The sequence below is a fragment of the Aeromonas sp. FDAARGOS 1419 genome (genome assembly GCF_019047045.1).
GTDB classification, from domain to species: domain Bacteria; phylum Pseudomonadota; class Gammaproteobacteria; order Enterobacterales; family Aeromonadaceae; genus Aeromonas; species Aeromonas veronii.
Genome location: NZ_CP077209.1, coordinates 3766540 through 3793539, shown reverse-complemented (window position 1 = coordinate 3793539; position 27000 = coordinate 3766540). Strand labels below are relative to the sequence as shown.

The 27000-nt window shown below is 62.7% G+C and carries 26 protein-coding genes; 11 read left to right on the top strand and 15 right to left on the bottom strand.

Annotated elements, in window-relative coordinates:
- Positions 1–36: 36 nt before the first annotated feature.
- The gene (locus I6L49_RS17295; RefSeq protein WP_216950013.1) at positions 37–1485 is read left to right on the top strand and encodes a catalase; all 1449 of its coding nucleotides are present in this window, start codon (positions 37–39) and stop codon (positions 1483–1485) included.
- A 310-nt stretch (positions 1486–1795) separates the two neighbouring features.
- Here the strand turns inward: I6L49_RS17295 and I6L49_RS17290 are convergent, their stop codons facing one another.
- Positions 1796–2113 carry a DUF1496 domain-containing protein gene (locus tag I6L49_RS17290; protein ID WP_052448452.1) on the bottom strand — a complete coding sequence of 106 codons (318 nt, stop codon included), beginning with the start codon at positions 2111–2113 and terminating at the stop codon, positions 1796–1798.
- A 223-nt stretch (positions 2114–2336) separates the two neighbouring features.
- Here I6L49_RS17290 and I6L49_RS17285 point away from each other — a divergent pair, with 223 nt between their 5' ends.
- On the top strand, positions 2337–3569 hold the full coding sequence (locus I6L49_RS17285; RefSeq protein ID WP_216950012.1) for a hypothetical protein: 1233 nt from the start codon (positions 2337–2339) through the stop codon (positions 3567–3569).
- A 109-nt stretch (positions 3570–3678) separates the two neighbouring features.
- Positions 3679–4455, top strand: a complete 777-nt coding sequence (locus tag I6L49_RS17280; RefSeq protein ID WP_216950011.1) for an ABC transporter substrate-binding protein — start codon at positions 3679–3681, stop codon at positions 4453–4455.
- A 12-nt stretch (positions 4456–4467) separates the two neighbouring features.
- Here I6L49_RS17280 and I6L49_RS17275 read toward each other — a convergent pair whose 3' ends face one another.
- A complete protein-coding gene (locus tag I6L49_RS17275) occupies positions 4468–5316 on the bottom strand; it encodes a helix-turn-helix transcriptional regulator (protein ID WP_216950010.1) in 849 nt (282 codons plus the stop codon).
- Positions 5317–5462: 146 nt separating this feature from the next.
- On the opposite strand from I6L49_RS17275, the gene tyrS reads away from it, so the two are divergent.
- The 3 genes from tyrS to I6L49_RS17260 all read left to right on the top strand — a co-directional run bounded on the left by tyrS (position 5463) and on the right by I6L49_RS17260 (position 8554).
- Entirely contained in the window at positions 5463–6728 is a 1266-nt protein-coding gene (gene tyrS, locus I6L49_RS17270; RefSeq protein WP_216950009.1) for a tyrosine--tRNA ligase, read from the top strand.
- A gap of 168 nt (positions 6729–6896) precedes the next feature.
- Positions 6897–7808 carry a triacylglycerol lipase gene (locus I6L49_RS17265; RefSeq protein ID WP_031227935.1) on the top strand — a complete coding sequence of 304 codons (912 nt, stop codon included), beginning with the start codon at positions 6897–6899 and terminating at the stop codon, positions 7806–7808.
- Positions 7805–8554 (top strand): lipase secretion chaperone, encoded by a 750-nt coding sequence (locus tag I6L49_RS17260; protein ID WP_216950008.1) that lies wholly within the window; start codon positions 7805–7807, stop codon positions 8552–8554. The genes I6L49_RS17265 and I6L49_RS17260 overlap by 4 nt, the downstream gene beginning before the upstream one ends.
- 36 nt (positions 8555–8590) lie before the next feature.
- Here I6L49_RS17260 and I6L49_RS17255 read toward each other — a convergent pair whose 3' ends face one another.
- The 4 genes from I6L49_RS17255 to sgrR all read right to left on the bottom strand — a co-directional run bounded on the left by I6L49_RS17255 (position 8591) and on the right by sgrR (position 14023).
- Positions 8591–9292: a hypothetical protein gene (locus I6L49_RS17255; RefSeq protein WP_042081272.1), complete on the bottom strand. Its 702-nt coding sequence runs from the start codon at positions 9290–9292 to the stop codon at positions 8591–8593.
- A gap of 44 nt (positions 9293–9336) precedes the next feature.
- Positions 9337–9732 (bottom strand): thioesterase family protein, encoded by a 396-nt coding sequence (locus I6L49_RS17250; protein ID WP_216950007.1) that lies wholly within the window; start codon positions 9730–9732, stop codon positions 9337–9339.
- A 264-nt stretch (positions 9733–9996) separates the two neighbouring features.
- Complete coding sequence (gene katG, locus I6L49_RS17245; RefSeq protein ID WP_216950006.1) at positions 9997–12174, bottom strand: catalase/peroxidase HPI; 2178 nt, start codon at positions 12172–12174, stop codon at positions 9997–9999.
- Positions 12175–12319: 145 nt separating this feature from the next.
- A complete protein-coding gene (gene sgrR, locus I6L49_RS17240; RefSeq protein WP_058057095.1) occupies positions 12320–14023 on the bottom strand; it encodes an HTH-type transcriptional regulator SgrR in 1704 nt (567 codons plus the stop codon).
- Between the two features lie 100 nt (positions 14024–14123).
- Here sgrR and I6L49_RS17235 point away from each other — a divergent pair, with 100 nt between their 5' ends.
- The 3 genes from I6L49_RS17235 (at position 14124) to I6L49_RS17225 (ending at position 16454) form a co-directional block, all read left to right on the top strand.
- The gene (locus tag I6L49_RS17235) at positions 14124–14300 is read left to right on the top strand and encodes a hypothetical protein (protein ID WP_005336463.1); all 177 of its coding nucleotides are present in this window, start codon (positions 14124–14126) and stop codon (positions 14298–14300) included.
- A 152-nt stretch (positions 14301–14452) separates the two neighbouring features.
- Positions 14453–15721 (top strand): O-acetylhomoserine aminocarboxypropyltransferase/cysteine synthase family protein, encoded by a 1269-nt coding sequence (locus tag I6L49_RS17230; RefSeq protein WP_042053440.1) that lies wholly within the window; start codon positions 14453–14455, stop codon positions 15719–15721.
- Between the two features lie 106 nt (positions 15722–15827).
- Complete coding sequence (locus I6L49_RS17225) at positions 15828–16454, top strand: glutathione S-transferase family protein (protein ID WP_216950005.1); 627 nt, start codon at positions 15828–15830, stop codon at positions 16452–16454.
- A 66-nt stretch (positions 16455–16520) separates the two neighbouring features.
- Here I6L49_RS17225 and I6L49_RS17220 read toward each other — a convergent pair whose 3' ends face one another.
- Entirely contained in the window at positions 16521–17420 is a 900-nt protein-coding gene (locus I6L49_RS17220; RefSeq protein WP_005336466.1) for a DMT family transporter, read from the bottom strand.
- A gap of 137 nt (positions 17421–17557) precedes the next feature.
- Positions 17558–17998, bottom strand: coding sequence for a DUF2214 family protein (locus I6L49_RS17215; protein WP_216950004.1), 441 nt, complete (start codon positions 17996–17998; stop codon positions 17558–17560).
- A gap of 83 nt (positions 17999–18081) precedes the next feature.
- Between I6L49_RS17215 and I6L49_RS17210 the strand changes: the two genes are divergently transcribed.
- On the top strand, positions 18082–19716 hold the full coding sequence (locus tag I6L49_RS17210) for a sensor domain-containing diguanylate cyclase (protein ID WP_216950003.1): 1635 nt from the start codon (positions 18082–18084) through the stop codon (positions 19714–19716).
- Between the two features lie 114 nt (positions 19717–19830).
- Here I6L49_RS17210 and I6L49_RS17205 read toward each other — a convergent pair whose 3' ends face one another.
- The 6 genes from I6L49_RS17205 to I6L49_RS17180 are packed head-to-tail and all read right to left on the bottom strand — an operon-like array spanning position 19831 to position 25095.
- A complete protein-coding gene (locus I6L49_RS17205; RefSeq protein WP_216950002.1) occupies positions 19831–20484 on the bottom strand; it encodes an HAD family phosphatase in 654 nt (217 codons plus the stop codon).
- A 39-nt stretch (positions 20485–20523) separates the two neighbouring features.
- Positions 20524–21531 (bottom strand): ABC transporter ATP-binding protein, encoded by a 1008-nt coding sequence (locus I6L49_RS17200; protein WP_216950001.1) that lies wholly within the window; start codon positions 21529–21531, stop codon positions 20524–20526.
- A gap of 6 nt (positions 21532–21537) precedes the next feature.
- Positions 21538–22314, bottom strand: a complete 777-nt coding sequence (locus I6L49_RS17195) for an ABC transporter permease (RefSeq protein ID WP_005355251.1) — start codon at positions 22312–22314, stop codon at positions 21538–21540.
- Positions 22307–23206 carry an ABC transporter permease subunit gene (locus tag I6L49_RS17190; protein ID WP_216950000.1) on the bottom strand — a complete coding sequence of 300 codons (900 nt, stop codon included), beginning with the start codon at positions 23204–23206 and terminating at the stop codon, positions 22307–22309. Before I6L49_RS17190 ends, I6L49_RS17195 begins: the two co-directional genes overlap by 8 nt.
- Positions 23206–24039 carry an alkaline phosphatase family protein gene (locus tag I6L49_RS17185; RefSeq protein WP_216949999.1) on the bottom strand — a complete coding sequence of 278 codons (834 nt, stop codon included), beginning with the start codon at positions 24037–24039 and terminating at the stop codon, positions 23206–23208. Before I6L49_RS17185 ends, I6L49_RS17190 begins: the two co-directional genes overlap by 1 nt.
- Positions 24040–24048: 9 nt before the next feature.
- Complete coding sequence (locus tag I6L49_RS17180; RefSeq protein ID WP_216951678.1) at positions 24049–25095, bottom strand: ABC transporter substrate-binding protein; 1047 nt, start codon at positions 25093–25095, stop codon at positions 24049–24051.
- A gap of 183 nt (positions 25096–25278) precedes the next feature.
- Here I6L49_RS17180 and I6L49_RS17175 point away from each other — a divergent pair, with 183 nt between their 5' ends.
- Positions 25279–26109: a UTRA domain-containing protein gene (locus I6L49_RS17175; protein WP_235657013.1), complete on the top strand. Its 831-nt coding sequence runs from the start codon at positions 25279–25281 to the stop codon at positions 26107–26109.
- Between the two features lie 40 nt (positions 26110–26149).
- On the opposite strand, the gene I6L49_RS17170 is transcribed toward I6L49_RS17175, so the two are convergent.
- Positions 26150–26914 carry a helix-turn-helix transcriptional regulator gene (locus tag I6L49_RS17170; protein WP_005336490.1) on the bottom strand — a complete coding sequence of 255 codons (765 nt, stop codon included), beginning with the start codon at positions 26912–26914 and terminating at the stop codon, positions 26150–26152.
- Positions 26915–27000: the final 86 nt, after the last annotated feature.

The window sequence follows — 27000 nt, the reverse complement described above, 5'->3', positions numbered from 1 at the left end:
CCGTAGGCTGACCCCATATCAACAAGGAGAGAAGCCATGACTGACAAGACCCTGCACAGCGCCAACGGCGCCCCCGTCGTCGACAACAACAACAGCCTCACCGCCGGTCCGCGCGGCCCCATCCTGATGCAAGATATCTGGTTGATGGAGAAACTCGCCCACTTCGACCGCGAGCGCATTCCCGAGCGGGTGGTTCACGCTAAGGGCTCGGGCGCCTACGGCACCTTTACCGTGACCCACGACATCAGAGCGTTCAGCAAGGCCGATCTGTTCAGCGCCATCGGTAAGCAGACCCCGATCTTCCTGCGCTTCTCCACCGTGGCCGGTGAGAAAGGCGCCGCCGATGCCGAACGCGACGTGCGCGGCTTCGCTCTCAAGTTCTATACCGAGCAGGGCAACTGGGATCTGGTGGGTAACAACACCCCGGTCTTTTTCATCCGCGACCCGCTGAAATTCCCTGACTTCATCCACACCCAGAAGCGGGATCCGCGCACCAACCTGCGCAGCGCCACCGCCGCCTGGGACTTCTGGTCACGCCATCCGGAATCCCTGCATCAGGTCACCATACTGTTCAGCGATCGCGGCATCCCCAAGAGCCTGCGGGAGATGAACGGCTACGGCAGCCACACCTTCAGCTTTATCAACGATGCCAACGAGCGCTTCTGGGTCAAGTTCCACTTCAAGACCGAGCAGGGCCACAGCTTCTACACCGATGAAGAGGCCGCCACCGCCGTCGGGCAGGATCGGGAGACCAGTCAGGCGGATCTGTTCAATGCCATCGAGCGGGGCGACTTCCCGCGCTGGAAGGTCTATGTGCAGGTGATGCCGGAGGCCGAAGCCCAGACTTACAACATCCACCCGTTCGACCTGACCAAGGTGTGGCCGCACAGCGACTACCCGCTGATCCCGGTGGGCGTGCTGGAACTCAACCAGAACCCGGACAACTACTTCGCCCATGTGGAGCAGGCCGCCTTTACCCCGGCCAACGTGGTCCCCGGTATCGGCTTCTCGCCGGATCGCATGTTGCAAGGGCGACTCTTCTCCTACGGTGACACCCAGCGCTATCGCCTTGGCGTCAACCACGGTCTGCTGCCGGTCAACGCCCCGCGCTGCCCGTTCCATCACGGTGCCCATCGTGACGGTGCCATGCGGGCCGACAGCAACGGCGGCGCCAGTCCCAACTACCAGCCGAACCGCTTCGGCACCCAGCAGCCGAGCGAGCAGCACGAGCCGGCGCTGAGTCTGGAAGGGGCTGCCCTGCACTACGATTTTCGCGACTACGACAGCGACTACTACAGCCAGCCGGGCAACCTGTTCCGCATCATGGACGAGGGGCAGCGTTCACGGCTCGCCGCCAACCTGGCCCGATCCCTTATCAATGTGGAGGATGACGCCATCGTCGCGGCCCAGCTCAAACACTTCGAGCAGGCCGACCCCGAGTATGCCAAACGGGTCGAACTGGCACTGGCCGCCTTGCAGCGCTAAGCCGCAAGCAGGCAACATCTGCAAAAACAAAATGGGGGCCTGATGGCCCCCGTTCTCGTCATGACGGTATTTGATAAATAAAAAAACAGAGCCCAAGGCTCTGTTTTCACGGCTGTATCAATCCCGGACGGAACGCGCTTCGCGCTCTTCCCGCTCCCTTGCCAACAAGCGTTTGTACCACCAGCTACTGCGACGACGTTGTGCATTGGAAGAGCGACGAGCCATTTCTTAGGTTCCAGCCAAGAGAAGAAAGGAGCTGCATTATGCGACAGGGATCACGTCCATGTCTTTAGCTGGATCAAGAAAAGCCTCACTGACCCACGGAAATCGTCTTCTGATCTTTTGCCCCCCGGGTGGCAGGCAACACCACCGCAGGAGAGCGCCAGGCCAGTGGGCCATTGCTCTCGAGGTCGTTCAGCGGGCCGCACTCCAGCCAGATATCTCCCTGCAGAATGCGGGCCCCTTCGGAATATTTCTGATCCGCAAACCAGCAGACCCGCTCGGGCAATGAGCCCAGCGGCAACACCAGCTCGGGACTGGCAGACTCGCCCACCACAGTGGTTTTGGACGCGGCCAGAGCGGGGGCGAGCCAGAGGGAGGCCAGCAGGCAGAGCAGTACATTTTTCATGAGAGGGATCCTGTTTCGATGGGAGGCACTCTCGAAGAGTCGACCAGCCCCGGGGTTTACTTGACTGACAATCATACTGCCTGCTGGCATTGTGGAACCAATATGGTAGCCTGCCAGCGCCTGCGGGCAGTCTCTCGCTGCCACGCGCAAACTTCCGGTGAATTTGTCACGTCCTGACAAAATATAACCTTATTTATCAAGTCGTTATTTGGATATTATCCCAATGCGTATCATGCCGTTGCTTCAGGCGGCCTGCCTGAGCCTGATGTTGTCCGCCTGCGTTGCCCCATTGCTGATGATGAGCCCCACCAGCCAGCTGATGTGGGCCCTGCTCAAGCCGCTGGTCGGCTTTGACCCGAACGAGGTCAATCTGTTCGAACAACCCCTGATCAAGGATCGGATGACCGCCATCCTTGGCCCCAACTACGACAGCACCATGCAGTTGCTCAAGACTGCCGACAAGTTACAGCAGGAGGGGCCGCTTTTCTATGTGGTCTCCGAGTATGCGCCCGTGCCGGATATTGCCAAGCAGGCGGGGATGGTGTGGAACTCGCAAACCAACCAGATGTCGGTATTGCTGCAAAAAGGGGATGGCACCACCCTGACCTTCGGCGAAAATCTGGCAGGCACGGCACCGACCTGGCCAACCGCCATGCAGGGCTGGCAGACCCCCAGCAGCCAGCTCACCCCGGCGGCCAATGCCCTGACCGGCGCAGCGACCAGTCAGAGTGACGCCTCCCCCTTCTCCCTTGGCAGCGCGCTGAGCACAGTGACCCGCGGCGTCGCCGGCTCGCTGACCAACAGCGCAAGTCAGGCCATCAGCGGCACAGCCGCCAACGCCACAGGGCAGGCCACCCAAACGGTGAGCCAAAGCGCGACCGCACTTACCCGCACAGCAACCACCGCAGTCACTGCACCCGCCAAACAGGCGGTGAGCAGCTCCACCGCCACCGTGACGCAAGAGGCCACCAAAGCCGTTGTCACACCGGCCAAACAGGCTGTCAGCAGCGCCGCTGCGACCGTAACCCAAGAAACCACCAAGGCCGTTGCCGCTCCTGCCAAGCAAGCCGTCAGCAGCGCTGCTGCGACCGCAACGCAAGAAGCTACCAAGGCCGTTGCCGCTCCGGCCAAACAGACAGTCAGCAGCGCCGCTGCAACCGCAACGCAAGAAGCCACCAAGGCTGTTGCCGCGCCTGCCAAACAGGCTGTCAGCAGTGCCACAGCTACCGTGACACAGGAAGCCACCAAGGCTGTTACAGCTCCTGCCAAACAGGCAGTCAGCAGTGCCACAGCTACCGTGACACAAGAAGCGACCAAGGCCGTTGCAGAACCAGCCCAGCAGGCCGTCAGTGCCGCATCCCATACGGCCGGAGAGAGCGTCGCCGATGCCGCCAGAGCGGCGGAGGCCAGGGCGCGCGCCAAGGCAGAGGCGGAGATGGAAGCCCTGCTGAAATAAACCGACAGGCCACCGCAAGGTGGCCTGTTTTTTATCCCGCTACCGGATCATGACGTTATGGAAAAGGCCACATAGACTGTTAGGTAACTACCCGCACAAGGAGTGCATCATGCGTCGTCTGCTCCCTGCTCTCGCTTCTCTCGCCCTGTTTATCGCGCTCCCTGCTCCGGCACTTATCTACTATTCGGAGCAGAACATGCCACTCAATGGCCAGGATAAAAATGGTCAGCCTGTGGGGTTGGCGGTCGAGTTGCTGCGCCTGATGTGGCGCGAAATGGGGGAGCCGGAGCAACCCATCCACTTTCTGCCCTGGGCCCGCGGCTGGTATCTGCTGACCCAACAGCAAGAGGCCGTGCTCTTTACCACAGCGCACACCAAGGAGCGGGATCCCCACTTCCTCTGGGTCTGCCCCATCAGCCACTCCAGGGTCGCGCTGGTCGGCCGCAAGCAGGATGCCCCCAAAGTGGCCAGCAAAGCGGATCTCGCCAAGCTTCAGATCGGCGTGATGCAGGCGGATGTCGGGGAGCAGTTGCTGCTCAACCGCGGGATCAGCCCGGGCAATATGATGTCGGTGGAGCGCATGGATCAGGTGGTGCGCCAGCTCATCATGGCACGCACCGATCTGGTGGCGGGCAACGAGGTGATGCTGCGCCATCAGGCCAAAGAGCTGGGTTTCCCCAGCGAGGATTTTGTCACCGTCGCGATCATTGAAGAGCAGGACAACTGCTTCGCCTTCAACCTGAGGGCAGACAAGCAACAGGTTGCCCGCCTGCAACAGGCGCTGGACAAGGTCAGACAGGGGGATGAATACAAGCAGCTGATGAAGCGCTACCAGTTGCTCAGTATCCTGCCCGAAACCACTCCCACCATCCCGCGCCTCGAGTAACCCCGGCCCACCCTATGGCGGGCTCTCTCTATCTCCCGCCGATGACGCCTGCGATGCCTCCACCGGCGCCGTAATGAGGTGGTTCAGAAAGAGATTGAACAGCTCGGCCCGCGAGCCGAGCCGCAACTTGCCATAGAGATGCTTGCGGTGATTCTTCACCGTGCCGCTGCCAATCCCGAGCGCTGCGGCAATCGCCTCCGTATCCAGTCCCTGCAGCAGCAACTCCGCCACCTGCCGCTCGCGCCGGGTGAGCAGATCCCCCCCGACACTCGCCATCGCCAGCTCCACCGCGCTCTTGAGGCTGGCGCTATCTGGCAGCGCCGTGCTCTGGGCCAGCAGCGGCTGGCTCTGCCGCCACTGCTGACGACAGAGCGAATGCACCAGCGGGAACAGCTGCTCCAGCCTCGCCAGCTCGTCACGGCTGAGAGTACTGCGCTTGTCGAGCCGCCCGAGAAACAGCATCAGCGTCAGCCCGTCCCGCACCGGCAGGATCAGCCCCACCTCCTCCTGCCAGCCGGTGGCCTGATAGAAGTGGTAGCGATATTCGGGATCGAGCCGCCCTTGGGAGACCTGCGCCAGGGTCCAGACGCCGGCAGGCAAGCCCTGCTCCAGCGCCTGCATAAAGGGATCCTGACTGAAGTGGCTGGTGAGGTAGCGATCAAAGAGCAGAGCCCGCTGATGATTGAGGTTGTCGTAGAGGTAGACGGGGCGCTGCCCCACCCCGAGCAGCAGGGCGCAATCAAACGCCACCTGTTGCTGGATCAGCCGCACCAGCGCCGCCGGAAAGGCGCTGCTGTGCAGGGCATCGACCACCTCGGTCATACTGCGGGTCAAGGCATCTGTGGTGAATGGCTGGGTCATGGTGACACGTTTCCGTTGGCGGGGAGCGATTCCCCGCTATGGCTGAATGCTAGCACGAGAGTGGCAAAACTGTCCCTCAGGGGACATATCCGCCACCGGCCAGAACGGCGAGGATGACGGCTTTTCCCCCTGCTGTTGGAGAACCCATGATCAACCCCCACCTGCTCGATGAGCTGAGCCAGCGCGGCCTTGTGGCCCAGAATTCCGACCCGGCGGCCTTGGCCGATCATCTTGCCACCCCGCGCACCGTCTATTGCGGGTTCGATCCCACCGCTGGCAGCCTGCATATAGGTCATCTGGTGCCGCTCTTGATGCTGCGCCGCTTCCAGCTGGCGGGCCACACCCCGGTGGCACTGGTGGGCGGGGCGACCGGTCTTATCGGCGATCCCAGCTTCAAGGCGACCGAGCGCAGCCTCAACAGTGCCGATACCGTGCAGGGTTGGGTCGCCAGCCTGTCTGCCCAAATCAGGGCGCTGCTGCCCGCCGATGAGGGCCTGTCGGCCCCGCAACTGGTCAACAATGGCCACTGGATGGGGCAGATGTCCGCCCTCGATTTTCTGCGGGATATCGGCAAGCACTTCTCGGTCAACGCCATGCTGGCGCGGGAATCGGTGCGTCAGCGGCTGGCTCGCCCGGATCAGGGTATCTCGTTCACCGAGTTCTCCTACGCTCTGCTGCAATCCTACGACTTTGCGGTGCTGCACCAGCGGCTCGGCTGCACCCTGCAGATTGGCGGCAACGACCAGTGGGGCAATATCACCAGCGGCATGGATCTGACCCGTCGCCTCCATCAAGCGCAGGTACACGGCATGACCCTGCCCCTCATCACCAAGGCAGACGGCACCAAGTTCGGCAAGACCGAGGGTGGCGCGGTCTGGCTCGATCCGGCGCTCACCTCCCCTTACGCCTTCTACCAGTTCTGGCTCGGCACCGCGGATGAGGATGTCTACCGCTTCCTGCGCTACTACAGCTTTATGTCGCTGAGCGAGATTGATGCACTGGAGGCGGAAGACGCGAAGCGGCAGGGGCGCAAGCAGGCCCAGCAGGTGCTGGCGAACGAGCTGACCGAGCTGGTACACGGCAAGGCGGCGCTGGCTGCGGTGCAGCGCATCAGCGAGCTGCTGTTTAGCGGCGATGTGGCCCGCCTCGGCGAGAGCGATCTGGCCCAGCTGGCGCAGGATGGCATGCCGTGTAGCACCGTCAGCGGCGAGACGGATCTGGTCAGCCTGCTGGTCAGCTGCGGTCTGGCGAACTCCAGGCGTATCGCCCGTGAGCTGCTGGCGGCGGGCGCCATCAGCCTCAATGGTGTGCTCAAGCAAGATGATCAGCTGAGCGCCACTGATCGGCTGTTTGGTCGCTACCTGCTGCTGCGCCGGGGCAAGAAGCAGTATCACCTGGTGGAGTGGCAATAAGCCGCAGGGCGGGGAGCACCGCTTCCCCGCCCGCACCCTGAATCCCTTTTGAATCCCGAGTTGCGATCCCCCTCACAGCCTCTCCCGTCAGCAGCCACCATACTGGCACCGGCGAACATGGAGTACGCCACACAATCTGTTCCTCACGATTCAACAAGGATGCTGATGATGAAGAGATGGCTTCTGGTGCTGCTCTGCACCCTGCCCATGCTGGCACACGCCAGCGGATACACCCAGACCCGCTACCCCATAGTGCTGGTGCACGGCCTGTTCGGCTTCGACAAGCTGCTCGGGGTCGATTACTTCTACGGCATTCCCCAGGCCCTGAGCCGGGATGGTGCCAAAGTCTACGTGGCTCAGGTATCGGCCACCGCCAGTTCGGAGCAACGGGGGGAGCAACTGCTCGCCCAAGTTGAGCTGCTGCTGGCGGCCACCGGCGCCGAGAAGGTCAACCTGATCGGCCACTCCCACGGCGGCCCCACCATCCGCTATGTCGCCTCGGTCGCCCCCGAGCTGGTCGCCTCCGCCACCAGCGTCGGCGGGGTCAACTACGGCTCAGAGATCGCCGATCTGGTGCGGGCCAATGCCGCCCCCGGCAGCGCCGCCGAGAAGCTGGCTGCCGCCGCGGCCCACGCCCTCTCCGGCATGATTTCACTGCTCTCGGGGGGAAGCCAGCTGCCGCAAGATCCGGTCGCCGCCCTCGATGCCCTCACCAGCAAGGGGGCCAGCCAGTTCAACCAGCGCTACCCGGAGGGGCTGCCCAGCCGCTATTGCGGCGAGGGGCCGATGCAGGCCAGCAACGGCGTCTACTACTTCTCCTGGAGCGGGCGCGGCAACCTGACCAATCTGCTGGATCCGGTGGATCCGGCACTGGCGCTGACCGGCGCCTTCTTCAAGGAGCCCAATGACGGGCTGGTCGGGGTCTGCAGCAGCCACCTCGGCAAGGTGATCGGCACCGACTACCGGATGAACCATCTGGACGAAGTGAACCAGTCCTTCGGTATCCACCATCTGTTCGAGACCGATCCGGTCACCCTCTATCGCCAGCATGCCAACCGTCTCAAGGAGCTGGGACTATGAAGATAGCCACCCTGCTCGTCGTGCCCTGCGCCATCACCCTGCTACTTGGCGGGGTGTTGCTCTGGCCCACTGCACCGACGGCAGACTCATCCCCCGCTCAAGCCAGCCAGCATGCACAGAGCCACCCGCACGATCCCGAGCAGGAGACCGCCGATGCCCTGCAGGCGCGCTATCGCACCTTTGTCTCCGCCCAGAGCAGCCTGACGGTGCCCACCGAGATCTCCCTCGCCAGCCTGCAGATCCTGTTTGACGAGCGGGAGCAGCTGCGCCAGCAGAGCTTTACCCCGGCGGAGCAGACCCAGCTGTTTACCGAGGATCGACTGATGGAGCAGCTGACCCTGCGCCGCAGGGCGCTGGCGGAGGCAAGAGACAGCGACAAGTCGCAGCTGGCCAGCGAGCTGGATCTCTGGCTGGCAGAGCAACCGGGCTGGTTTCGCGAGGCGGAGGCCAACAGCCGCCTGCTTGAGGAGTTGCAAGAGCTGGCACAGATGGACCCGGCCAAACGGGAGGCTCTGCTGCTGGAGACGGGGGGGCCGGAAGCGGTGGATCGGATGCGCCAGCTGGAGCAGAACCGGCAAGGGTTCGAGGAGCAGCTCAGCGGCTTTCTGGCCGAGCTCAGGCAACTGCCGAACGAGGCCCGGGCCGAACAGCAGCAGGAGCTGCTGGCCCGCTGGTTCGAACCCGGACAGTGGCGCCGGGTCGAGGCGCTCACCCGGCTCAAACTGGGGGAGCCACAAGCCGAATGAGAAGGGGGCCCGCGATGGGCCCCCTTGCTACTGCGCTTATTGCGGCTTGTTGGCACCCGGCAGCGGCTGCCAGGTGAGGCGGGTCACTTGGGTGCCCTGCACCTCGCACTTGAGGCTCAGCTCCTGCCACCCCTTCTCCTGACGCAGGGAGACCTCCCCTTCGATCCCCTGCTCGCCAATCTTCAGCTTATCCTGCTCGAAGATCACCTTGTCGCCATGGGCGAGATCCATCAGTTTGCCGTTGCAGAGCCAGTGAGCGAGATCCGCCCCCTTCAGCTTGACGCCCCCCTTGGCCGCCTTCTGTTCGGCCGCGCTCACCACAAACAGCTTGCTCAGCTCGGCGGCCCGCTTGGTGAGCCACTCCTGACGCTGCTGCATGCTCATCTTGCTGACGAACTCGGCGGGCTGACCCTTCTCGTCCAGCCACTGGGTCAGCTTGCCGCTGTCGTCAAAGGCGAACTGGGCGGCGGGCTCTTTGACCCCGAACAGCTTGCCGCCCTTGAAGTAGTAGCGGCTCTCCCCTTCCAGCTTGCCCAGCTCGTTCATGATGGGCACGGCGATGATGACCGGGGCGCCATCGATCCAGGCCTTGATATCGACGCCGTCATGGCTGAATTGACGGGTATCGAGGGCACTCTCGGCCCCCTTCTCCATCAGGGTAAACTGCTCGGCGAGAGAAGCGGCCAGAGAAGGAAGGGAGCAGAATCCCAGGGTCAGCGCGATCGCTGTGTTGCGCATTGAGTTGTACATAACACTCCTGTGATGGGCCATCCGGCCCGTGGTTAACTCTCTGTCAGCCAGGCCCGCAGTCCTTCCCGGTGAGCATCGCTCAGGGGCAGGGATTGGCGGACCTGGTAGTCAAAATGGATCAGGGTCGTTTCGGCGGTGACGGCCAGTTCGCCGCCCTGCCAGGCCTCCTGCCAGACAGTGAAAGAACTGGTGCCGATGCGGCGCACGCCAGTCTTGATGGTGACCGGCTGGCCGTAGAACAGCTCCCGTTTGAACTGCACCGTATAGCCCGCGATGATCAGATGCCAGTTATGCACATCCAGATCGGGGGAGAAGATCCGGAACAGGGGATCCCGCGCCGATTCGAACCAGACCGCCGGCACCGTATTGTTGATATGGCCGAGGGCATCCGTTTCCTGAAAGCGGGGTTGGATCTGCATTTCCAGCATGGGTTGACTCCTTGTCTCTTTGTTTCTGTCCTTGTCCGTTCATGGGACATCAGTGGCCAATGGGTGGCCGCCGGGCATCACCAGCGGATCAGCATGTTACATGATACTGCTGGCCTAAGCACAGGGATGCCAGCGGCCCTGCGCGACCGGCCAGCGGGTGTCGCAGCGCGGCGAATTGTAGGGCTGCACAGAAAAGCGGGCAGTAAAAAGCCCCGCACATCTTGGGTGTGCGGGGCTGGTGCAGATAACCAAACGGCTTGGGGACTAGCCGAGCAGATCGAAGCGATCCGCATTCATCACCTTGTTCCAGGCGGTGATGAAGTCACAGACAAACTTCTCCTTGTTATCATCCTGGGCATAGACCTCGGCATAAGCGCGCAGCACCGAGTTGGAGCCGAACACCAGATCCACCCGGGTGGCCGTCCACTTCAGCGCGCTGCTGCGGCGATCGCGGATCTCGTAGAGATTGCTCGCTTTCGGCAGCCACTGGTAGTCCATGTCGGTCAGGTTGACGAAGAAGTCGTTGCTGAGCACCCCGACCCGGTCGGTAAAGACCCCGTGCCCGGTACCGCCGTGGTTGGTGCCGAGCACCCGCATCCCGCCGACCAGCGCTGTCATCTCGCAGGCGGTGAGTCCCATCAGCTGGGCGCGATCCAGCAGCAGCTCCTCCGCCGTCACCACATAGTCCTGCTTGAGCCAGTTGCGGAAGCCGTCGGCCAGCGGTTCCAGCACCTCGAACGAAGCCACATCGGTCTGGGTCTGAGTGGCGTCCCCCCGGCCCGGCGCAAACGGCACGCTCACCGTCACCCCGGCGGCCTGGGCAGCCTGCTCGATGGCGAGGTTGCCCCCCAGCACGATGAGATCCGCGACGCTGACGCCACACTCGGTCGCCAGCTTGTCATAGACCGCCAGCACCTTCGCCAACTTCGCCGGTTCGTTGCCCGGCCAATCCTTCTGCGGCGCCAGCCGGATGCGGGCACCGTTGGCTCCGCCCCGCTTATCGGAGCCTCGGAAGGTACGGGCACTATCCCAGGCGGTAGTGACCCGCTCGCTGATGGAGAGGCCACTGGCGGCAATCCTGGCCTTCACCGCCGCCACGTCATAATCGGCACGTCCGGCAGGCACCGGATCCTGCCAGATCAGATCTTCTGTCGGCACATAGGGGCCGACATAGCGGCTCTTCGGCCCCATATCCCTGTGGGTCAGCTTGAACCAGGCGCGGGCGAAGGCGTCGGAGAAGGCCGCCGGATCATCGCGGAAGCGCTCGGCAATCTTGCGATACTCGGGGTCGAATTTGAGCGCCATATCGGCATCCGTCATCATGGGTTTGCAGCGGATCGACGGATCCTCCACATCCACCGGCATATCCTCTTCGGCGATATTGATCGGTTCCCACTGATGGGCCCCCGCCGGTGATTTTTGCAACCACCAGTCGTACTTGAACAGCAGCTCGAAGTAGCCGTTGTCCCATTGGGTCGGGTGGGTGGTCCAGGCCCCCTCGATGCCGCTGGTCACAGTGTTGCGGCCGATGCCGCGGCTATGGTGATTGATCCAGCCGAGCCCCTGCTCCTCGAGGCTGGCCCCTTCCGGCTCGGGCCCGAGCTGTTTGGCATCGCCGTTGCCGTGAGCCTTGCCGACAGTGTGGCCACCGGCGGTCAGCGCCACCGTCTCTTCATCATCCATCGCCATGCGGGCGAAGGTGACCCGCATATCCTGCGCGGTTTTCAGGGGATCGGGCTTGCCATCAACCCCTTCCGGGTTGACGTAGATAAGCCCCATCATCACCGCCGCCAGCGGGTTTTCCAGATCCCGTTCGCCGGAGTAACGACTACCCGGCTTGCCGCTGGGCGCCAGCCATTCCTTCTCCGATCCCCAGTAGATATCCTTCTCCGGATGCCAGATATCCTCGCGGCCAAAGGCGAAGCCGAAGGTCTTGAGCCCCATGGACTCATAGGCCACAGTGCCCGCCAGAATGATCAGGTCGGCCCAGCTGATCTTGTTGCCGTACTTCTTCTTGATGGGCCACAGCAGGCGACGGGCCTTGTCGAGGTTGGCGTTATCCGGCCAGGAGTTGAGGGGGGCGAAACGCTGGTTGCCACTGCCGCCACCGCCGCGACCATCGGCGATGCGGTAAGTCCCGGCCGAGTGCCAGGCCATGCGGATCATCAGGCCGCCGTAGTGGCCCCAGTCGGCGGGCCACCACTCCTGACTGTCGGTCATCAGGGCGGTCACATCCTGCTTGAGGGCCGCCATATCGAGCCCCTTCAAGGCTTCCCGATAGTTGAAACCGGCCCCCAGCGGATTGGTCTTGGTATCGTGTTGGTGAAGAATGTCGAGGTTGAGGCTCTTCGGCCACCACTCCATTCTGGACGTCTCGACGGAGGTAGTTCCCCCGTGCATGACCGGGCATTTTCCTGCGGAACTGTCTGAATTATTGCTCATCGTTTTCCTCATTTGCTCTGCTGTCCATAACCTGAAACAGCATGGCACAGAGGCATGACACAAACTGTGCAGCAGCGGCCGATTTACGGATCTTTCACGCAAGCGGCCACGGAACGCCCGTCAGCCGCGACAGAAATTGGACGAACTATGGCGCCTCTGCGGGCTGATGGGGCGGCTCGGGCCGCAGCCAGGCGCTGCGAAAATCGAACCAGCCGAGCGCTGTCATCCGCACCCCGTGCACGCCGACCCGGCTCTCCAGCTCCAGCCAGTGGTGAAACAGCGGCACAAACCAGCTCTGCTGCTGCACAGTTGCCAGCAGGGCGCGGGGGCCGGGCTCCTCACCACTGGCCCGCCACTGCATCAACCCTTGCCACAACTCATGCTGACTGCTCCACACCTTGCGCAGCAACGGGGTGCCCTGCAACCAAGCGTAGGGGGCAAAGGGGCCGGCATGTTCGAGGTTGAGGGTGCCGAGCCAGAGATCCACGTCTTCATCCTCGCCACTCACCCAGCGACCGTAATCGAGGGTGCGCACCTCCAGCCGGATCCCCTGTTCGGCCAGCAGGCTGCTCATGGCGTTGGCGCACTCGTTGAACTCCAGATGCTGGTTGAAGCAGGCAAGCACCAAGGTCGTCGGCAACTGCGCCGGTGTGGGCAAGGGCGCGGGCAGTGCTTCGCGCCAGTGGGGCAGCAGGCCGAGTGCACTGGTCCAGCCCCGTTGCAGCTCGGGGGCAACCCGCCCCATCAGAGCCACCGGATTGAGCAGTTGGCCCAGCCACTGGCGCAGGGCAGGATCCTGCAAGGATCCGGAACGATCGTCCTGCAGCAGAAAGTAGCAGCCCGACTCCAGTTCCGATTCGCCGCGCATGGTGCCGAGCTCAGGGCTGTCGCGCCCAAGCTGCAGGTGGGTCTCCAGCCGCTCCGCCAGCTCCGGCAGCATCCAGATATCGATCTCGTCGAGCAGGGCGCGCAGGCCGAAGTAGTCGTCAAACGCCGCAAGGCAAAGATGCAGGGGATCGTTGGCGGCGACCCGGTAGGGGCCGGTGCCCACCGGTTGCAGGGCAAAGCCTGCCTCCCCCTTGAGCTCTCGCGGCAAAATGGTCGCCACCGGCTCCGCCAGCAGGTGGGGCAGCCAGGGATCCGGGCTGTCGAGATAGAGATCCAGCGTGCGTGGCCAAGGGCTCTCCAGCCGGTCCAGATGGGCGAACAGCGGGCGATCCCGCAGGGCCAGCAGACTCTCCATCACATCTTCCACCACCAGCTCGCGACCGTGGTGAAAACGCACCGCCGGGCGCAGGTAGAAGCGCCAGTGGCAGGGGCCCAGACACTCCCAGTGGTGGGCGAGATCCCCTTCGATTTCCCCATTTTCCTCATTTCGCCGGGTAAGGCCGTTGAAGATCTGGCGGCTCAGGTGAATTTCGGAGCGGCGCATCGGGCCGGTGGGCAGCAACTGCGGCAACGGGCGATAGTATGGCACCCGCAGGATCTGACGCCCCTCGCGGGTGGCCTGACCGAGCTGTTCGATCAGCAGCGGAGTGAGCAGATCGAGGCGATCTTCGGCCAGCCGCACCGCCTGCGCCAGCTGACCCTGACTGAGCAGATCCCGCAAGCGGCGCCGGGTCAAGCTCTCCTGACTATCGAGCAGGGTGAGCCGGGAGCGCCGCCCTCGCCCCGCTTCCGCCGACCAGCTGAGCCAGCCCTGATCCTGCATCCGCCGCAGCAGCAGGCGAGCGTTGCGCGGGGTGCAGCAGAGCAGATCCGCCACCTCGGCGAGGCTGATCTCCCGCTCGTCGCTGCCAAGCAGCTGGGCGAGTCGTTGAAATTGCTGGTAGAGGCGACCGGTCGGCATAAAAGAGGAAATCCCGTTGCTGTAAGTCATCAGTTTTTACTTCCGCATTTTAGCTCAATACTGCTGATGAACGTGAGAACCACAGCAGAGGAGCACCATCATGAGCCACGCCAATCCCCTCAAACCGAACCGGATCCAGCAGACCCTGCGCCGTTACTTCAAGCGGATCCTGCCACGCCCATTGCCGCTCATCGAGGATCCCATGCAGCAGCTCAACCGCCTGATGCAGTGGGATATGAACCAGATCGATGACAAGGAGTATCGCCGCCGCCTCTGAGTACGGCAGGCCTGCCTGCCACTCGGGACGCGCATCCCCTGCGGGCGACACTGCTTTGCCGGATCTTGCTGTTTACATCGGCCACGGGCCTGATAGATTGGACGTCTATCCATCTATAACTGCTACAAGCAACATCCAACAAGGAGTGTGTGATGAAAGATGCGACCCTGGCCCTGCACCACGGCTTTTCCAACGACCCCACCACCAAAGCGGTCGCCGTGCCCATCTACCAGACGGTGGCCTACGAGTTCGAGAGCGCCCAGCACGGGGCGGATCTGTTCAATCTGGCGGTGCCGGGCAATATCTACACCCGCATCATGAACCCCACCAACGATGTGCTGGAGCAGCGGATGGCCGCGCTGGAAGGGGGGATCGCCGCGCTGGTGGTCTCGGCAGGTTCCGCCGCCATCACCTACGCCATTCAGGCGCTGACCGCCGCCGGTGACAACATTGTCTCCACTCCCCAGCTCTATGGCGGCACCTACACCTTGTTCGCCCACATGCTGCCGAGTTTCGGGGTCGAGGTGCGCTTTGCCAAGGATGACAGCGCCGAAGCCATCGCCGCCCTTATCGACGACAAGACCAAGGCGGTCTACTGCGAGAGCATCGGCAACCCGGCGGGCAACATCGTCGATCTGGCCGCGCTGGCCAAGGCAGCCCACGCCCGTGGCGTGCCGCTCATCGTCGACAACACGGTCGCCACCCCGGTGCTCTGCAAGCCCATCGAACACGGCGCCGACATCGTGGTGCACAGCCTGACCAAATATGTCGGCGGCCACGGCAACTCGCTGGGTGGTGTGGTGGTCGACTCGGGCAAGTTCCCCTGGGCGGATCACGCCGAGCGCTTCCCACAGCTCACCAAACCCGAGCCCTCATACCACGGGGTGGTCTACACCGAGGCCTTTGGCCCGGCCGCCTTTATCGGGCGGGTGCGTACCGTGCCGCTGCGCAATACCGGCGCGGCGCTGGCGCCGATGAACGCCTTTCTGCTGCTGCAAGGGCTGGAAACTCTCAGCCTGCGCATGGAGCGCCACGTGGATAACGCCCTGCGGGTCGCCAATCACCTCAAGCATCACCCCAAGGTGGCCTGGGTCAGCTACGCCGGTCTGCCGGGTCATCCCCACTATCTGCTGGCAGAGAAGTACATGGCCGGTCGCCCCTCGGCCATCCTCTCGTTCGGTCTGAAGGATGGTTATGAAGCGGGCGTGCGCTTCTACGATGCGCTGAAGATCTTCAAGCGGCTGGTCAACATCGGCGATGCCAAATCGCTGGCCTGCCACCCGGCCTCCACCACCCATCGCCAGTTGAGCGAGGAGGAGCAGGCCAAGGCTGGGGTGAAACCCGAGATGATCCGGCTGTCGGTGGGGATCGAGGCGATCGAGGACATTCTGGCGGATCTGGATCAGGCGCTGGAGGCCTAAGTCGGGCGTGGAGCGAGCGGGCATCAGCCCGCTCTTTTTTTACTGCCGGTGAACCGCCCCCCTCGCCCGTTCGTACACACTTTCCTGCCACCGAATCGAGGTCGTTATGATAGTCCTGCACCACCTGAACAAATCCCGCTCCCAGCGCATCATCTGGCTGCTCGAAGAGCTGGGCCTGCCCTATGAGATCAAGGCGTATCAGCGCGATGCCACCACCTTTCTGGCACCGCCCGAGCTAAAAGCCATCCACCCTCTCGGCAAGTCGCCGGTCATCGAGTTCGACGGCCGGGTGCTGGCAGAATCGGGCGCCATCACCGAGTACCTGATTGCCCGCCATGCCCCGGATCGGCTGGCACCGGCACCAGATAGCCCGGAGTATCCCGAATATCTGCAGTGGCTCCACTTTGCCGAGAGCTCCGGCATTCTGCCGCTGCTGCTAGACATGTTCGTGCGCAAGGATGGCAGCCCGATGCGCTTCCTGCCGGACTACGCCAAGGCGGAGTGTGCCAAGGTGCTGGGCTACCTCAATGAGGTACTGGCGAATCGCCACTATCTGGTGGGGGATCGCCTCTCCGGCGCCGACATCATGAACTCCTTCCTGGTGGATCTGCTGGCGCAAAGCGGCCAGCTGGCCCACTTCCCGCGTCTGCAAGCCTATTGGGAACGCCTCAATACCCATCCGGCCCGTCAGAAGGCGGTAGAGCTGGAGCGTGAGCTGGATCAGCGCCCCTGACCCGAGTCGCCATCATGCAAAACGCCCCGACTGTCGGGGCGTTTTTGTTATGCAGCGGGCTGCGGTTTACTTGGTCGCTGGCACCTTGTCCCGGCGCGACTTCCACCACCAGCGCAGCCGGATCTGGGAGATGAGCATCCCCGCCAGCATCAGGGCACAACCGGCAATGGCGCGCTCATCCAGCGTCTCCCCCAACAGCAACACGCCACCCACGGCGGCAAAGACGGTCTCCAGACTGAGGATGATGGCGGCGTGGGCCGGATGAGCGCCCCGCTGCCCCACCACCTGCAGGGTATAACCGACCCCGACCGACACCAGCCCGGCATAGAGCAGCGCCTGCCAACCGGCCACAGCGCCGCTAACAGTCGGAGTTTCGATAACAAAAGCGGTGGCGAGACTGAGCAAGCCGCAGACTACGAACTGCACGCCGGCGAGCTTGATGGGGGCCACCCGATTGGAGTAGTGATCCACCAGCAATAGATGCACAGCCCAGAACAGGGCACCAACTACCTGCAACAGATCGCCAAAGCCGATGGTGAACTCGTCGGTGACGCTCAACACATAGAGACCGGCCAGCGCGATGATGGCGCCGATCCAGGTATTGAGGCCACTCTTGTGGCGCAGCAGCAGCCCCAGTACCGGCACCAGAATGATGTAGAGCCCGGTGATGAAACCGGCCTTGGCGGCAGTGGTATAAAGCAGCCCCACCTGCTGCAGGGATGCGGCACAGAACAGCACCAGCCCGGCCAGCACACCACCGATCAGCAGTTGGCGATGGTCGCCCGCGACGGCAACAGGTTGTCGGGATTTGAGCCACCAGAGCAGCGGCAGCAGGGAGAGGGCGCCGAGCAGAAAGCGCAGGCCATTGAAGGTATAGGGCCCCATGTGATCCATCCCGAGGCGCTGGGCGACAAAGCCCATACCCCAGATGGTGGCAGCCATCAGCAACATCAGATTGGAGCGCATGGCGATTCTTCCTTAAATCGGCGCGTGACGGGTTATCCGATCCAAGATACCCGCCTCCCTATCCTCTTGTCTCCACTCTTTGTCTTCGCTCTCGCTCTCCATGCTCTGCATCGCACTGCTTTTGAGCACAGCGAGTGTTACAGCAGCGAGGGCTTGGTGAACACGGCCAACAGGGCAATCAGTAGCAGATTGCCCCGCAGGATCCACACCACCCGGAAGTGCTGCTGAATGGAGATCATCGGCGCCTTGCCCAGACGCAGGGCACGACGCCAGCGATAGAAGAGGCGGCTGGGATAAACGAGGGAGCCGACAATCAGCAGAAACAGCCCCATCTTGAGGCTGTGGGCAGGATGGACAAAGATCTCTGCCACCGAGCTGGCATGTTCGAGGGCCAGCAGACACCCGGTCGCAAAGATGGAGAAGAGCGCCAGCGCTGCCACCCCATCTGCCAGCAGCAGGCGGCGCACTCGCAGCATGTTCAGGCCGCGCCGAAAGATCAGATACTCGACACAGAGGGCAAGGATTAGCACCGCTATGCTGCCATAATGAATCATTGAGAGCAGAGTGTGGTTCAGCATCGGAAACATCTCATTTGCTGCCTTTAGACGAGCCGCACAGCATCATATATGCTGGTGCCACCCGAGACGAAAAGGATCTGTTCATGTCCCCCGCCAAGCCCAAGAACACTTGGTCTTTGATCACCCGCATGCGGCTGGGCCTCCTCTTGCTCTTTATCCCTGTGTTGCTGCTCGGCAGCATCTACTACCTGCATATGGAGCGCACCCTGCGCCACGAGCAGCAACAGAACCTGATTGCTCGCAACACCCAGTATTTCCATACCCTGATCGAACCCTATCTGGCGACCCTCAAACGCCAGTTTACGCTCATTTATCAGCAGGTAAATTATCGGGATTTCAGCGGCCCGGAGATCCTTAACGGCGAGCGCTACCTGCAACAGTGGCAGGCCTATCACAAGGTGATGGAGCTCGATTACGTCTACGTGGGCACCGAGCATCGCAAGATGCTGATCCACCCATCATGGCAGGCCGACGAGAAGTTCGATCCCAGAACCCGCCCCTGGTATCTGCTGGCCGCCAGCCATCCCGGACAGATTGTCTGGACTGCTCCTTATTACGACTACACCTTGGGCACTCTCACCATGGCGCTGGCCAGGGTAATTGAAGATCCTGACGGCAAGCGGGTTGGCGTACTCTCGCTGGATACCCAGCTCACCCCCCTCGCCAACTGGCTAAACAGTCGGCATGATCAGAGTCACCATCTGGGCAATGGCTATCAGATCCTGCTCAACCATGACGGGCTGGTGCTGGCCCATCCGGATCGCGAACGGGTATTCAAACCCCTCGCTCACCCCGACTGGCTGGCCCGGATGCAGCAGCCGCAGGGCTTTTTCCTCGATAATGCCAGCGGCCTGATGGTCTCCTACTACCGCATCCCCGAGCAGCGCTGGATCCTGCTCAGCGTCGAGCCGACTGCCAGCATGCAGCAGGTGATCGACAGCGTCTCTATCAACGTGCAGTTGATGATTGCCGTCGCCTGCATTCTCTATCTGCTGCTGGCCCTGCTCTGGTCCCGCTACTTCCGCCGGATGCTGGGGGAGATCACCCTGCTGATCCGCGCCAGCCGCTCCGGCGGTATCGCCTACAACGGCCGCCGCATGCTGGAGCTGGCCAAGGTCTATGAAGAGATGGATGCCGCCAGCCAGGACTTTGCCCAGATCCGCCTGCAAGCCCATCAAGACAAGCTCACCGGGCTCTACAATCGTCGCTTCTTCGACGAGTGCCTGCAGAAGCAGCTTAACAGTGGCGCCCCCTTCGGGGTGGTGATGTTCGATCTGGATGATTTCAAGCGAGTCAACGATACCCACGGCCATCAGGCAGGGGATGTGGTGCTCAAGCGAGTGAGCAAGCTTGGCATGAATCTGTTCCACGAGTGGGGCTGGTTCTGCCGCTATGGCGGCGAGGAGCTGGTGCTGATCTTCCGTTACGGCGAAGAGCAGCCGATGCTCCCCTCCCTGCTGGAAGCGTTCCGGCTCGGGGTGGAGCAGCTGGAGTGGCGCGAACCCGATCTCACCATCACCATCAGCGGCGGGGTGGCTTTCAGCCGCTCCGGGCTCTCGGCCAAAGAGCTGGTGGAGCTGGCCGACAAGGGGGTCTATCAGGCCAAGCGGGAGGGGAAAAACCGTATCTGCTTCCCGCTGCGCCATACCCCTCACCAGAGTGCCGAGGAGGGCGTTCCCGCCTTTGGCGAGCCCCGACAACAAACCAACGAAGGGTAGCCCCAACGGCCAGCACCAACCACAACTCCGTCAGTAAAAACAAAGAGAGAGGCTCCAGCCTCTCTCTTTGTTTTTCGTGCTTCTGTCACACGTTAAGCCTGTGTGGCGCGCGACTCAGCGCTGCCACTCCCACACCGGCCAGCCCAGCTCCTCGGCCTGCTGACGCAGCGCGGGGGCAGGATTGACCGCGTGGGGATGGCTCACCGCCCGCAGCATGGGCAGATCGTTGTGGGAGTCGCTGTAGCCAAAGCTCCCCTGCCAGAGGTGGTCCCTGCCGGCAAAGAGCTGGTTGATGCGGGCCACCTTGCCCTCGCGAAAACTGAGAGTGCCGCGGGTCTGGCCGGTCAGCATGCCGGCTTCCTCGTCGAGCAGGATGGCCACGCAGTGATCCATCCCCAGCATCTTCGCCATGGGGGCCACCAGATGCTCGCCGGAGGCGGAGATAAGCACCAGATCGTCGCCCCGCTCCCGATGCCATTCGATGCGCGCCAACCCCTCGGGGTAGAGGCGCTCGCGCAGCACCTGCTCGGCAAAGCGGGTAGAGAGCGAGTCGAGCCACTGGCGCGTCTTGCCCGCCAGCGGTTGCAGGGTGAAGGCCATGTACTGGTGCATATCCATCTTGCCTTGATGGTAGAGGGACATCATGGCCTGCTCCTCAGCGATCATGCTGGCGGGCGCCAGCTCCTCGGCCACCATGTACTCCAGCCAGAGGCTGGCGGAATCCCCCGCAATCAGGGTCTCGTCCAGATCAAACAGTGCCAGTGCCATGGGCGCTCCTCGCAGTAAAAATGGAAATGAAATGCGGCCTCATGCTACCTCACAGAGTTGATCCCGGGCCACTGCCAGGGTCACGGCACTGCCGGTGGCCAGCAGATCGCCAGCCGAGCGGTTGAGGCAATCCACCGTCAACAGCCCCGCCTCGCATTCCACCTGATAGCGGATCACGTTGCCGAGCAGCTGTTGCTGGCGAACGATGCCGGGCAGGCTGGGTTCGCTGCTGGTCGCCCCGGCGGGCAGCAGGGTAATGGACTCAGGCCGCAGTGCCAGCTTGCCCTGAAAACGGGGGCCAAACAGCGACTTGCCCTGCTCGGCGCCAAGCAGGTTGTAGTTGCCGATAAAGCTCGCCACAAACTCGCTGGCGGGACGGGTATAGATCTCCTCCGGTGTACCGCTCTGGACGATGGATCCCTTGTTCATCAGGAAGATCCTGTCCGACATGGTAAGCGCCTCCTCCTGATCGTGAGTCACGAAGATGGTGGTGAGCTCAAGGCGCTGCTGGATCTCGCGGATCTGCTGGCGCAGGCTGCGGCGGATGCGGGCATCCAGCGCCGAGAGCGGCTCGTCCAGCAGCAGGATCCGCGGCTGCACCACCAAAGCCCGGGCCAATGCCACCCGCTGGCGCTGACCGCCGGAGAGCTCGGCCGGATAGCGGCGCTCGAAGCCGGTCAGCTCCACCAGCGCCAATGCCTCCTGCACGCTGGCCGCCAACTCCCGTCCGGGCTGGGGTTTCATCTTGAGGCCGAAGGCGACGTTGTCCCACACCGTCATGTTGGGGAACAGCGCATAGCTCTGGAACACCATGCCGATGCCCCGCTTCTGGGGCGCCTGCCAGGTGATCTCTTCACCGGCCACCCGCACCTGACCGCCATCCACCGGAGTGAGCCCGGCCAGCGCCCTCAGCAGGGTGGATTTGCCGCAGCCGGAGGGGCCGAGCAGGGTCACCAGCTCCCCCTTGCGGATGCCGAATTCGATCCCCTCGAACACCGGCGTATCGCCGTAGGATTTGTGCAACTGATTGACTGCTAAATGAAACATCTTGGATCACCGATGAAATCTGTTGGCCGCCCAGGTGAGCAGCAGGGTCAGCAGGAAGTAACTCATCACCAGCGCACTGGTGAAGTGGCCAGAAGTGGCGCGCATGTTGTAGAGGTAGACCTGCAGGGTCTCGTAACGGGTGCCCACCAGCATGTTGGCAAACACGAACTCGCCGAGCAGGAAGGAGAGGGAGAGAAACAGCGCCGCCAGCAGGCCCTTGCGCAGGCAGGGGATCACCACCAGCAGAAAGGCGCGCCGACTGCTTGCCCCCAGCAGATGGGCGGCATCCATCAAATCCCTGAGCGGTACCCCTTGCAGGCTGTTGGCCAGCGCCCGGTACATAAAGGGGAGCACCACGGTGAACCAGGTGCCGATCAGGATCCACGGCGTGCCGATAATGGGCAGGACACCATCGGCGTAGATCTGCAGCAGCCCCACTGACGAGACCACTGGCGGCACCGCGAAGGGGAGCAGGATCAACAGGTTCATCCAGGGATCCAGCTTGGGGAAGTAGTAGGCCACCACCAGCACGGTCGGTACCAGCACCAGGGTCCCCAGCAGCAGGGTAGCGAAACAGACCAGCAGACTGCGGCCAAACGCCGCCAGAAAACGTGGGTCGCCCCACAGTTTGAGATACCAGTCGAGGGTGAAGCCGTCCGGCAGCAGGGTCGCCCCCCAGCGGGTGGAGATGGAGTAGAGAAAGGTAGCCAGCAGCGGCAGCAGCAGGGTGGCGACCAGCCCACCCAGCACCCACTTGGGCCAGCGCGGCGTCAAATCATGCATGGGATTGCCCCTTGTTCACATAGCTCTTTTTCAGCAGCCACTGGTTGGCGGCCGTCACCACTCCCAGCAGCACCATCAGGATCACCGCCAGCGCCGCCGCCATATTGGGCTCGAGGAAGATGTCGCCGGAGACCAGACTGGCCACCCGGATGGTCACCAGATTGAAGTTGCCGGTGGTGAGTGCGTAGGCTGAGGCATAGGCCCCCACCGCGTTGGCAAACAGGATGATCAAGGTGCCAAGCAACGCAGGCGTCAGCACCGGCAGTGCCACATGCCACACATACTGCCCCTTGCTCGCGCCGAGCAGCGCGGCGGCCTGTGGCCACTCATCCTGCAGCGCATCGAAGGCCGGATAGAGCAGCAGCAGGGCGAGCGGGATCTGGAAGTAGGTGTAGATGAGGATAAGGCCGCTGCCCGAGTAGAGGTTGAAGCCGTCGATAAGGCCCCAGGATTTCAGCAGCAGAGTCACTGCACCATTGATGCCGAGAATGATGATAAAGGCGAATGCCAGCGGCACACCGCTGAAGTTGCCGGTCATGGTGACGAAGGCCAGCAGCAGCCGCTTGACCCGCTCACCGCTGTGACGTAGCGCTGCCGCCCCGAGGGTGCCGATGGCAAGCCCCGCCAGACTGGCGATACCGGCAATGCGCAACGAGTTGCCGAACGATTGCAGGTAGAAGGGGGAGCTCAAAATCTCCCAGTAGTAGTCGATGCCCCAGCCATCCGGGGTTTGGAAACTGCCCACCAGCACCCACACCATGGGGGCGAGCTGGAACAGGATCATCAAGAGAATAAACGGCAGCAGCACCAGCGCGGGCAGCCAGTGGCGGCGCACCTTGCGCATGGTGGCCACGGGTCGATCCGCGAGGATCTCGGTGGTGGCAGGCATCATCAGTGCACCTCGCGCATAAAGGCGGCCTTGAGTAGCGGTGGCGCTGCCGGCTTGTCGTGGGGAATGCCCAACAGATCGGCCATCAGGGCGCAGAGCTGGGTCTGGGCGATCACTACCCCATCCGGCCAGCGCTCGATAAAGGCATCGCCAAACAGCCAGAGTGGCACGGTGCGCTCTTCCGGCAGGGTGCCGCCGTGGCTCAGGTCGTTGTTCATGCCATGATCCGAGGTGACTACCACCTGATACCCCTCCGCCAGCCACTGGGGCAGCAGATCGGCCAGCAGGCTGTCCATCCGGCGCGCCTGATTGCGGTACTGGCGGGAATCGAGGCCAAACTTGTGGCCCGCATCGTCCACCCCCATCGGGTGGATCAGCAGAAAATCGGGATCGTATTGGGTTCGCAGCCACTCGCCATCTATCAGCAGATGACTGTCGGGGTAGTGGTCATCCCAGTAGAAGCAGCCGTGCTGGATAGGCAGTTGCTCGTCGTGAGTAAAGCGATCACGGGCCGCCAGCCAGGGGCTGCGGTTGTAGAGTTCGCTCACCCAATGGTAGGCCGCCGCTGCGGTGCGTTTGCCCGCGGCGCGGGCCAGATGGAAGATGGAGTCATGCAGACTGAGACGACTCACCCCGTTGTGGGTGATGCCACTCACCACCGGCGGCACGCCGGTCAGGATGCACTCGTAGAGGGGTCGGGAGAGAGACGGCAGGGCCGCATTCAGGGTCGTATGCAGGCCCCGCCCCGCCTCCACCATGCCACCGAGGTAGCCCATGGTGTGGGCTACCTCGGCTGCCAGACCATCCACAAGTACCACTATCACCTTGCGTTGCACTGGATTCCCTTACTGCATGTTGATCATGACGGTTTCTTGCCACTGACGCGGCAGGGCTTTGGAACTCTGCTCCCAGGCGGCGTGATCCTGCACCGGCTTGGCATTGGCGTACTGCTCGGCGGGCAGCAGCTTGGCCTTCACGTCATCCGGCAGGGTCACATTGCTGCGGATCGGGCGGGCGTAGCCACGGGCCAGGTTGATTTGACCGGCATCGGAGAGGATGTATTCCCGCGCCAGTTTGGCGGCGTTGGGGTTCTTGGCCCACTTGTTGATGATGGTGGTGTAACCGGCGATGACTGAACCGTCACTCGGGATCACCACATCAAACTTCTTGGGGTCGATCTGGTCGCGGTAGTTGAGGGCGTTGAAGTCCCACAGCACACCCACTTCCACCTCGCCCTTCTCGATGTTGGCGATGGTGGGATCGTTCAGGGAGAGACGACCCTGCTTGGCCAGCTGGCCGAACAGCTCCAGTGCAGGTTTCAGATTCTTCTCGCTGCCGCCGGTGGCATAGGCCGCCGCCAGCACGCCGTTGTTGGCCTGCGAGGCGACACCCACATCACCCAGGGTCACCTTGTAGTCGCCACCCAGCAGGGATTGCCAGCTGGTGGGGGCGGCCTTGACCAGATCCTTGTTGATCAGGAAGGCGATGGTGCCGGTATAGGCCAGCATCCAGTGACCGTCGGCGTCCTTGGCCCAGTTGGGAATATCAGCCCAGGTGGAGGGTTTGTAGGGCTGGGTGACCCCCTGCTTGACCGCAACCGGGCCGAAGGCGCCGCCCACGTCGCCGATGTCGGCGGTGGCGTTGGCCTTCTCGGCGGCGAACTTGGCGATCTCCTGCGCCGAGCTCATGTCGGTATCCTGATGCTTGATGCCGTAGATGCTGCCCAGCTGCTGCCAGGTATCCTTCCAGTTGGCCCAGCTGTCGGGCATGCCGATGCTGTGGAGCTGGCCCTCGCCGCGAGCGGCCTTCTCAAGATCCGCGATATTGTCGGCGGCAAAAAGTGGTTGGCTGATGGCCACCAGGGCCAGTGCACTTGCGATCACGCTTTTCATCATCCCATCCCTCTGGACTAGGTCAGTTAAGGTTCGAGAGGGATGCTAGAGGGGAATTGTGACGGTGGCGGGGCGCTTTAATGGCAGTTTGATGACAATCACCCTGTCATGGCGCTGTCATCCACAGCCGTTACAACTCTGAACCCGAGTGAGGCTGGACTACTCCAGTCATCCGCCTTCTGAATAAGCAACAGGGACAAGAGTGTGACCGAGCCGAGATTGAGCGAGCAGAGAGTGAACGAACAGAGCATGGCCGATGGCCGCTCCTCCTCCAAGTGCGAACAGATTTGCCAGACCCTGCGCCGCTATATCGGCAGCGGCCAATTGGGGGCCGGGCAGCAGCTGCCCGCCGAACGGGCCCTGAGCGAGCGTTTCGCCACCACCCGCATCACCATCAAGGAGGCGCTCTCCAGCCTCGAAGCGGACGGCCTTATCTACCGTGCCGAGCGGCGCGGCTGGTTTGTGGCGCCACCCCGCCTCACCTACGATCCCGCCATCCACACCCACTTTCACCAGTGGATCGGCGAGCAGCAGCGCACCGCCGAAACCCGGGTGCTGGCCCACGGCAGCGAGCTTGCCAGCAGCGAGCTGTGCCGCTGGATGGGGCTGGAACCCTTTACTCCACTTTATGAGATCCGCCGCCAGCGGCTGATCGATGGGCGACCTGTGCTTCATGTCAGCCACCACCTGCTGGCGAGCCGCTTTCCCGATATCGCCAGCGCACCGCTGGCCAGCTCCCTCACCGAGCTCTATCAGCAGCGCTATGGCATAGGCCAGGGCGGGGCGAGTCTCGAGATCACCCCCTCGGCGGCACGCGGCGCCATCGCCCGCGCCCTCAATCTGGCGGAGGGGAGCGCGGTGCTGCGGCTGGTGCGGGTCAACTACGACGAGCGGGGTGCTCTGGTGGATTGTGATATCGAGCACTGGCGGCCGGATGCCATCCGTATCTGTCTCGATACCCGGGCGCTGCAACCGATCGCAGGCAAGCTGCAACAAACCCGGGTCGCCGATTAGACTCCAGCCAACAGAGCGGATCCCGCAGGATCCGCCGGGATCAGTTGTCGATATTGGGGATCATGTCGTCGAAGCTCTGGTAGCCGCAGTCGGCCAGTTGCAGCGACATGGTGTAGGTCTTGGCGTGCTCCTGCTGGCCGATGGCGGGGCGGTTGAGCTTGATCTCCTGATGCCAGTACTCCTTCATCCGGTCGATCAGCGCCATCGCCTCCCCCTCGTTGAGGTGCAACTGGCAGAGCGCCATATAGTTGTTCGACTTGTGCATGTTCTCCACCAGATACTCCCCCAGCACCGACATCGCCTGCCGTGCCTGCTGGCGGGCGAAACGGCTGTGCTGCTCGAAGCTGATCCGCTCACTGATCAGGAAGTGGTAACTGTTGTCGATACCAAGCTGCAAAATGCCGAGCTTCTCCAGCTTGCGCAGATAGAGGTAGCAGGAGGCATCGGTCAGGCCGTACTCCCGCTTGAGATCGATCAGCGTCTTGTCGCGCCAGAAGATATTGGCGAGAAAGGCGTAGAGCCCCGGCTCGTTGTGAAACGCCTCATCCTGCTCCTGAGTGAAGACGGCGCGGCGGCTCTGGGCGTCCTGAGTGCGATCCAGCAACTCCTCGAACGAGAGCCCCACCAAATGGCAGATCTCCAGCAGAGTATCGAACGGCAGCGAGGGCTTGTTCATCATCCGTTTCACGGTCGCGATGGAGACACCCATGGCTTCTGCCAGGGTCTGATAGCGGATCCCCTTGTCGGTCAGGGTCTTCTTCAGGGTGTCGAGAATATTGTTGGCCAGGGTCTGGCTGTAGGTCATGCCACTCTTCCTTGTTATCGCACTTTCATTGCATGGTTATGCCGAGTCAGCTTCTGACCTGTTTTTACCTTCAAGGCTCAGATATT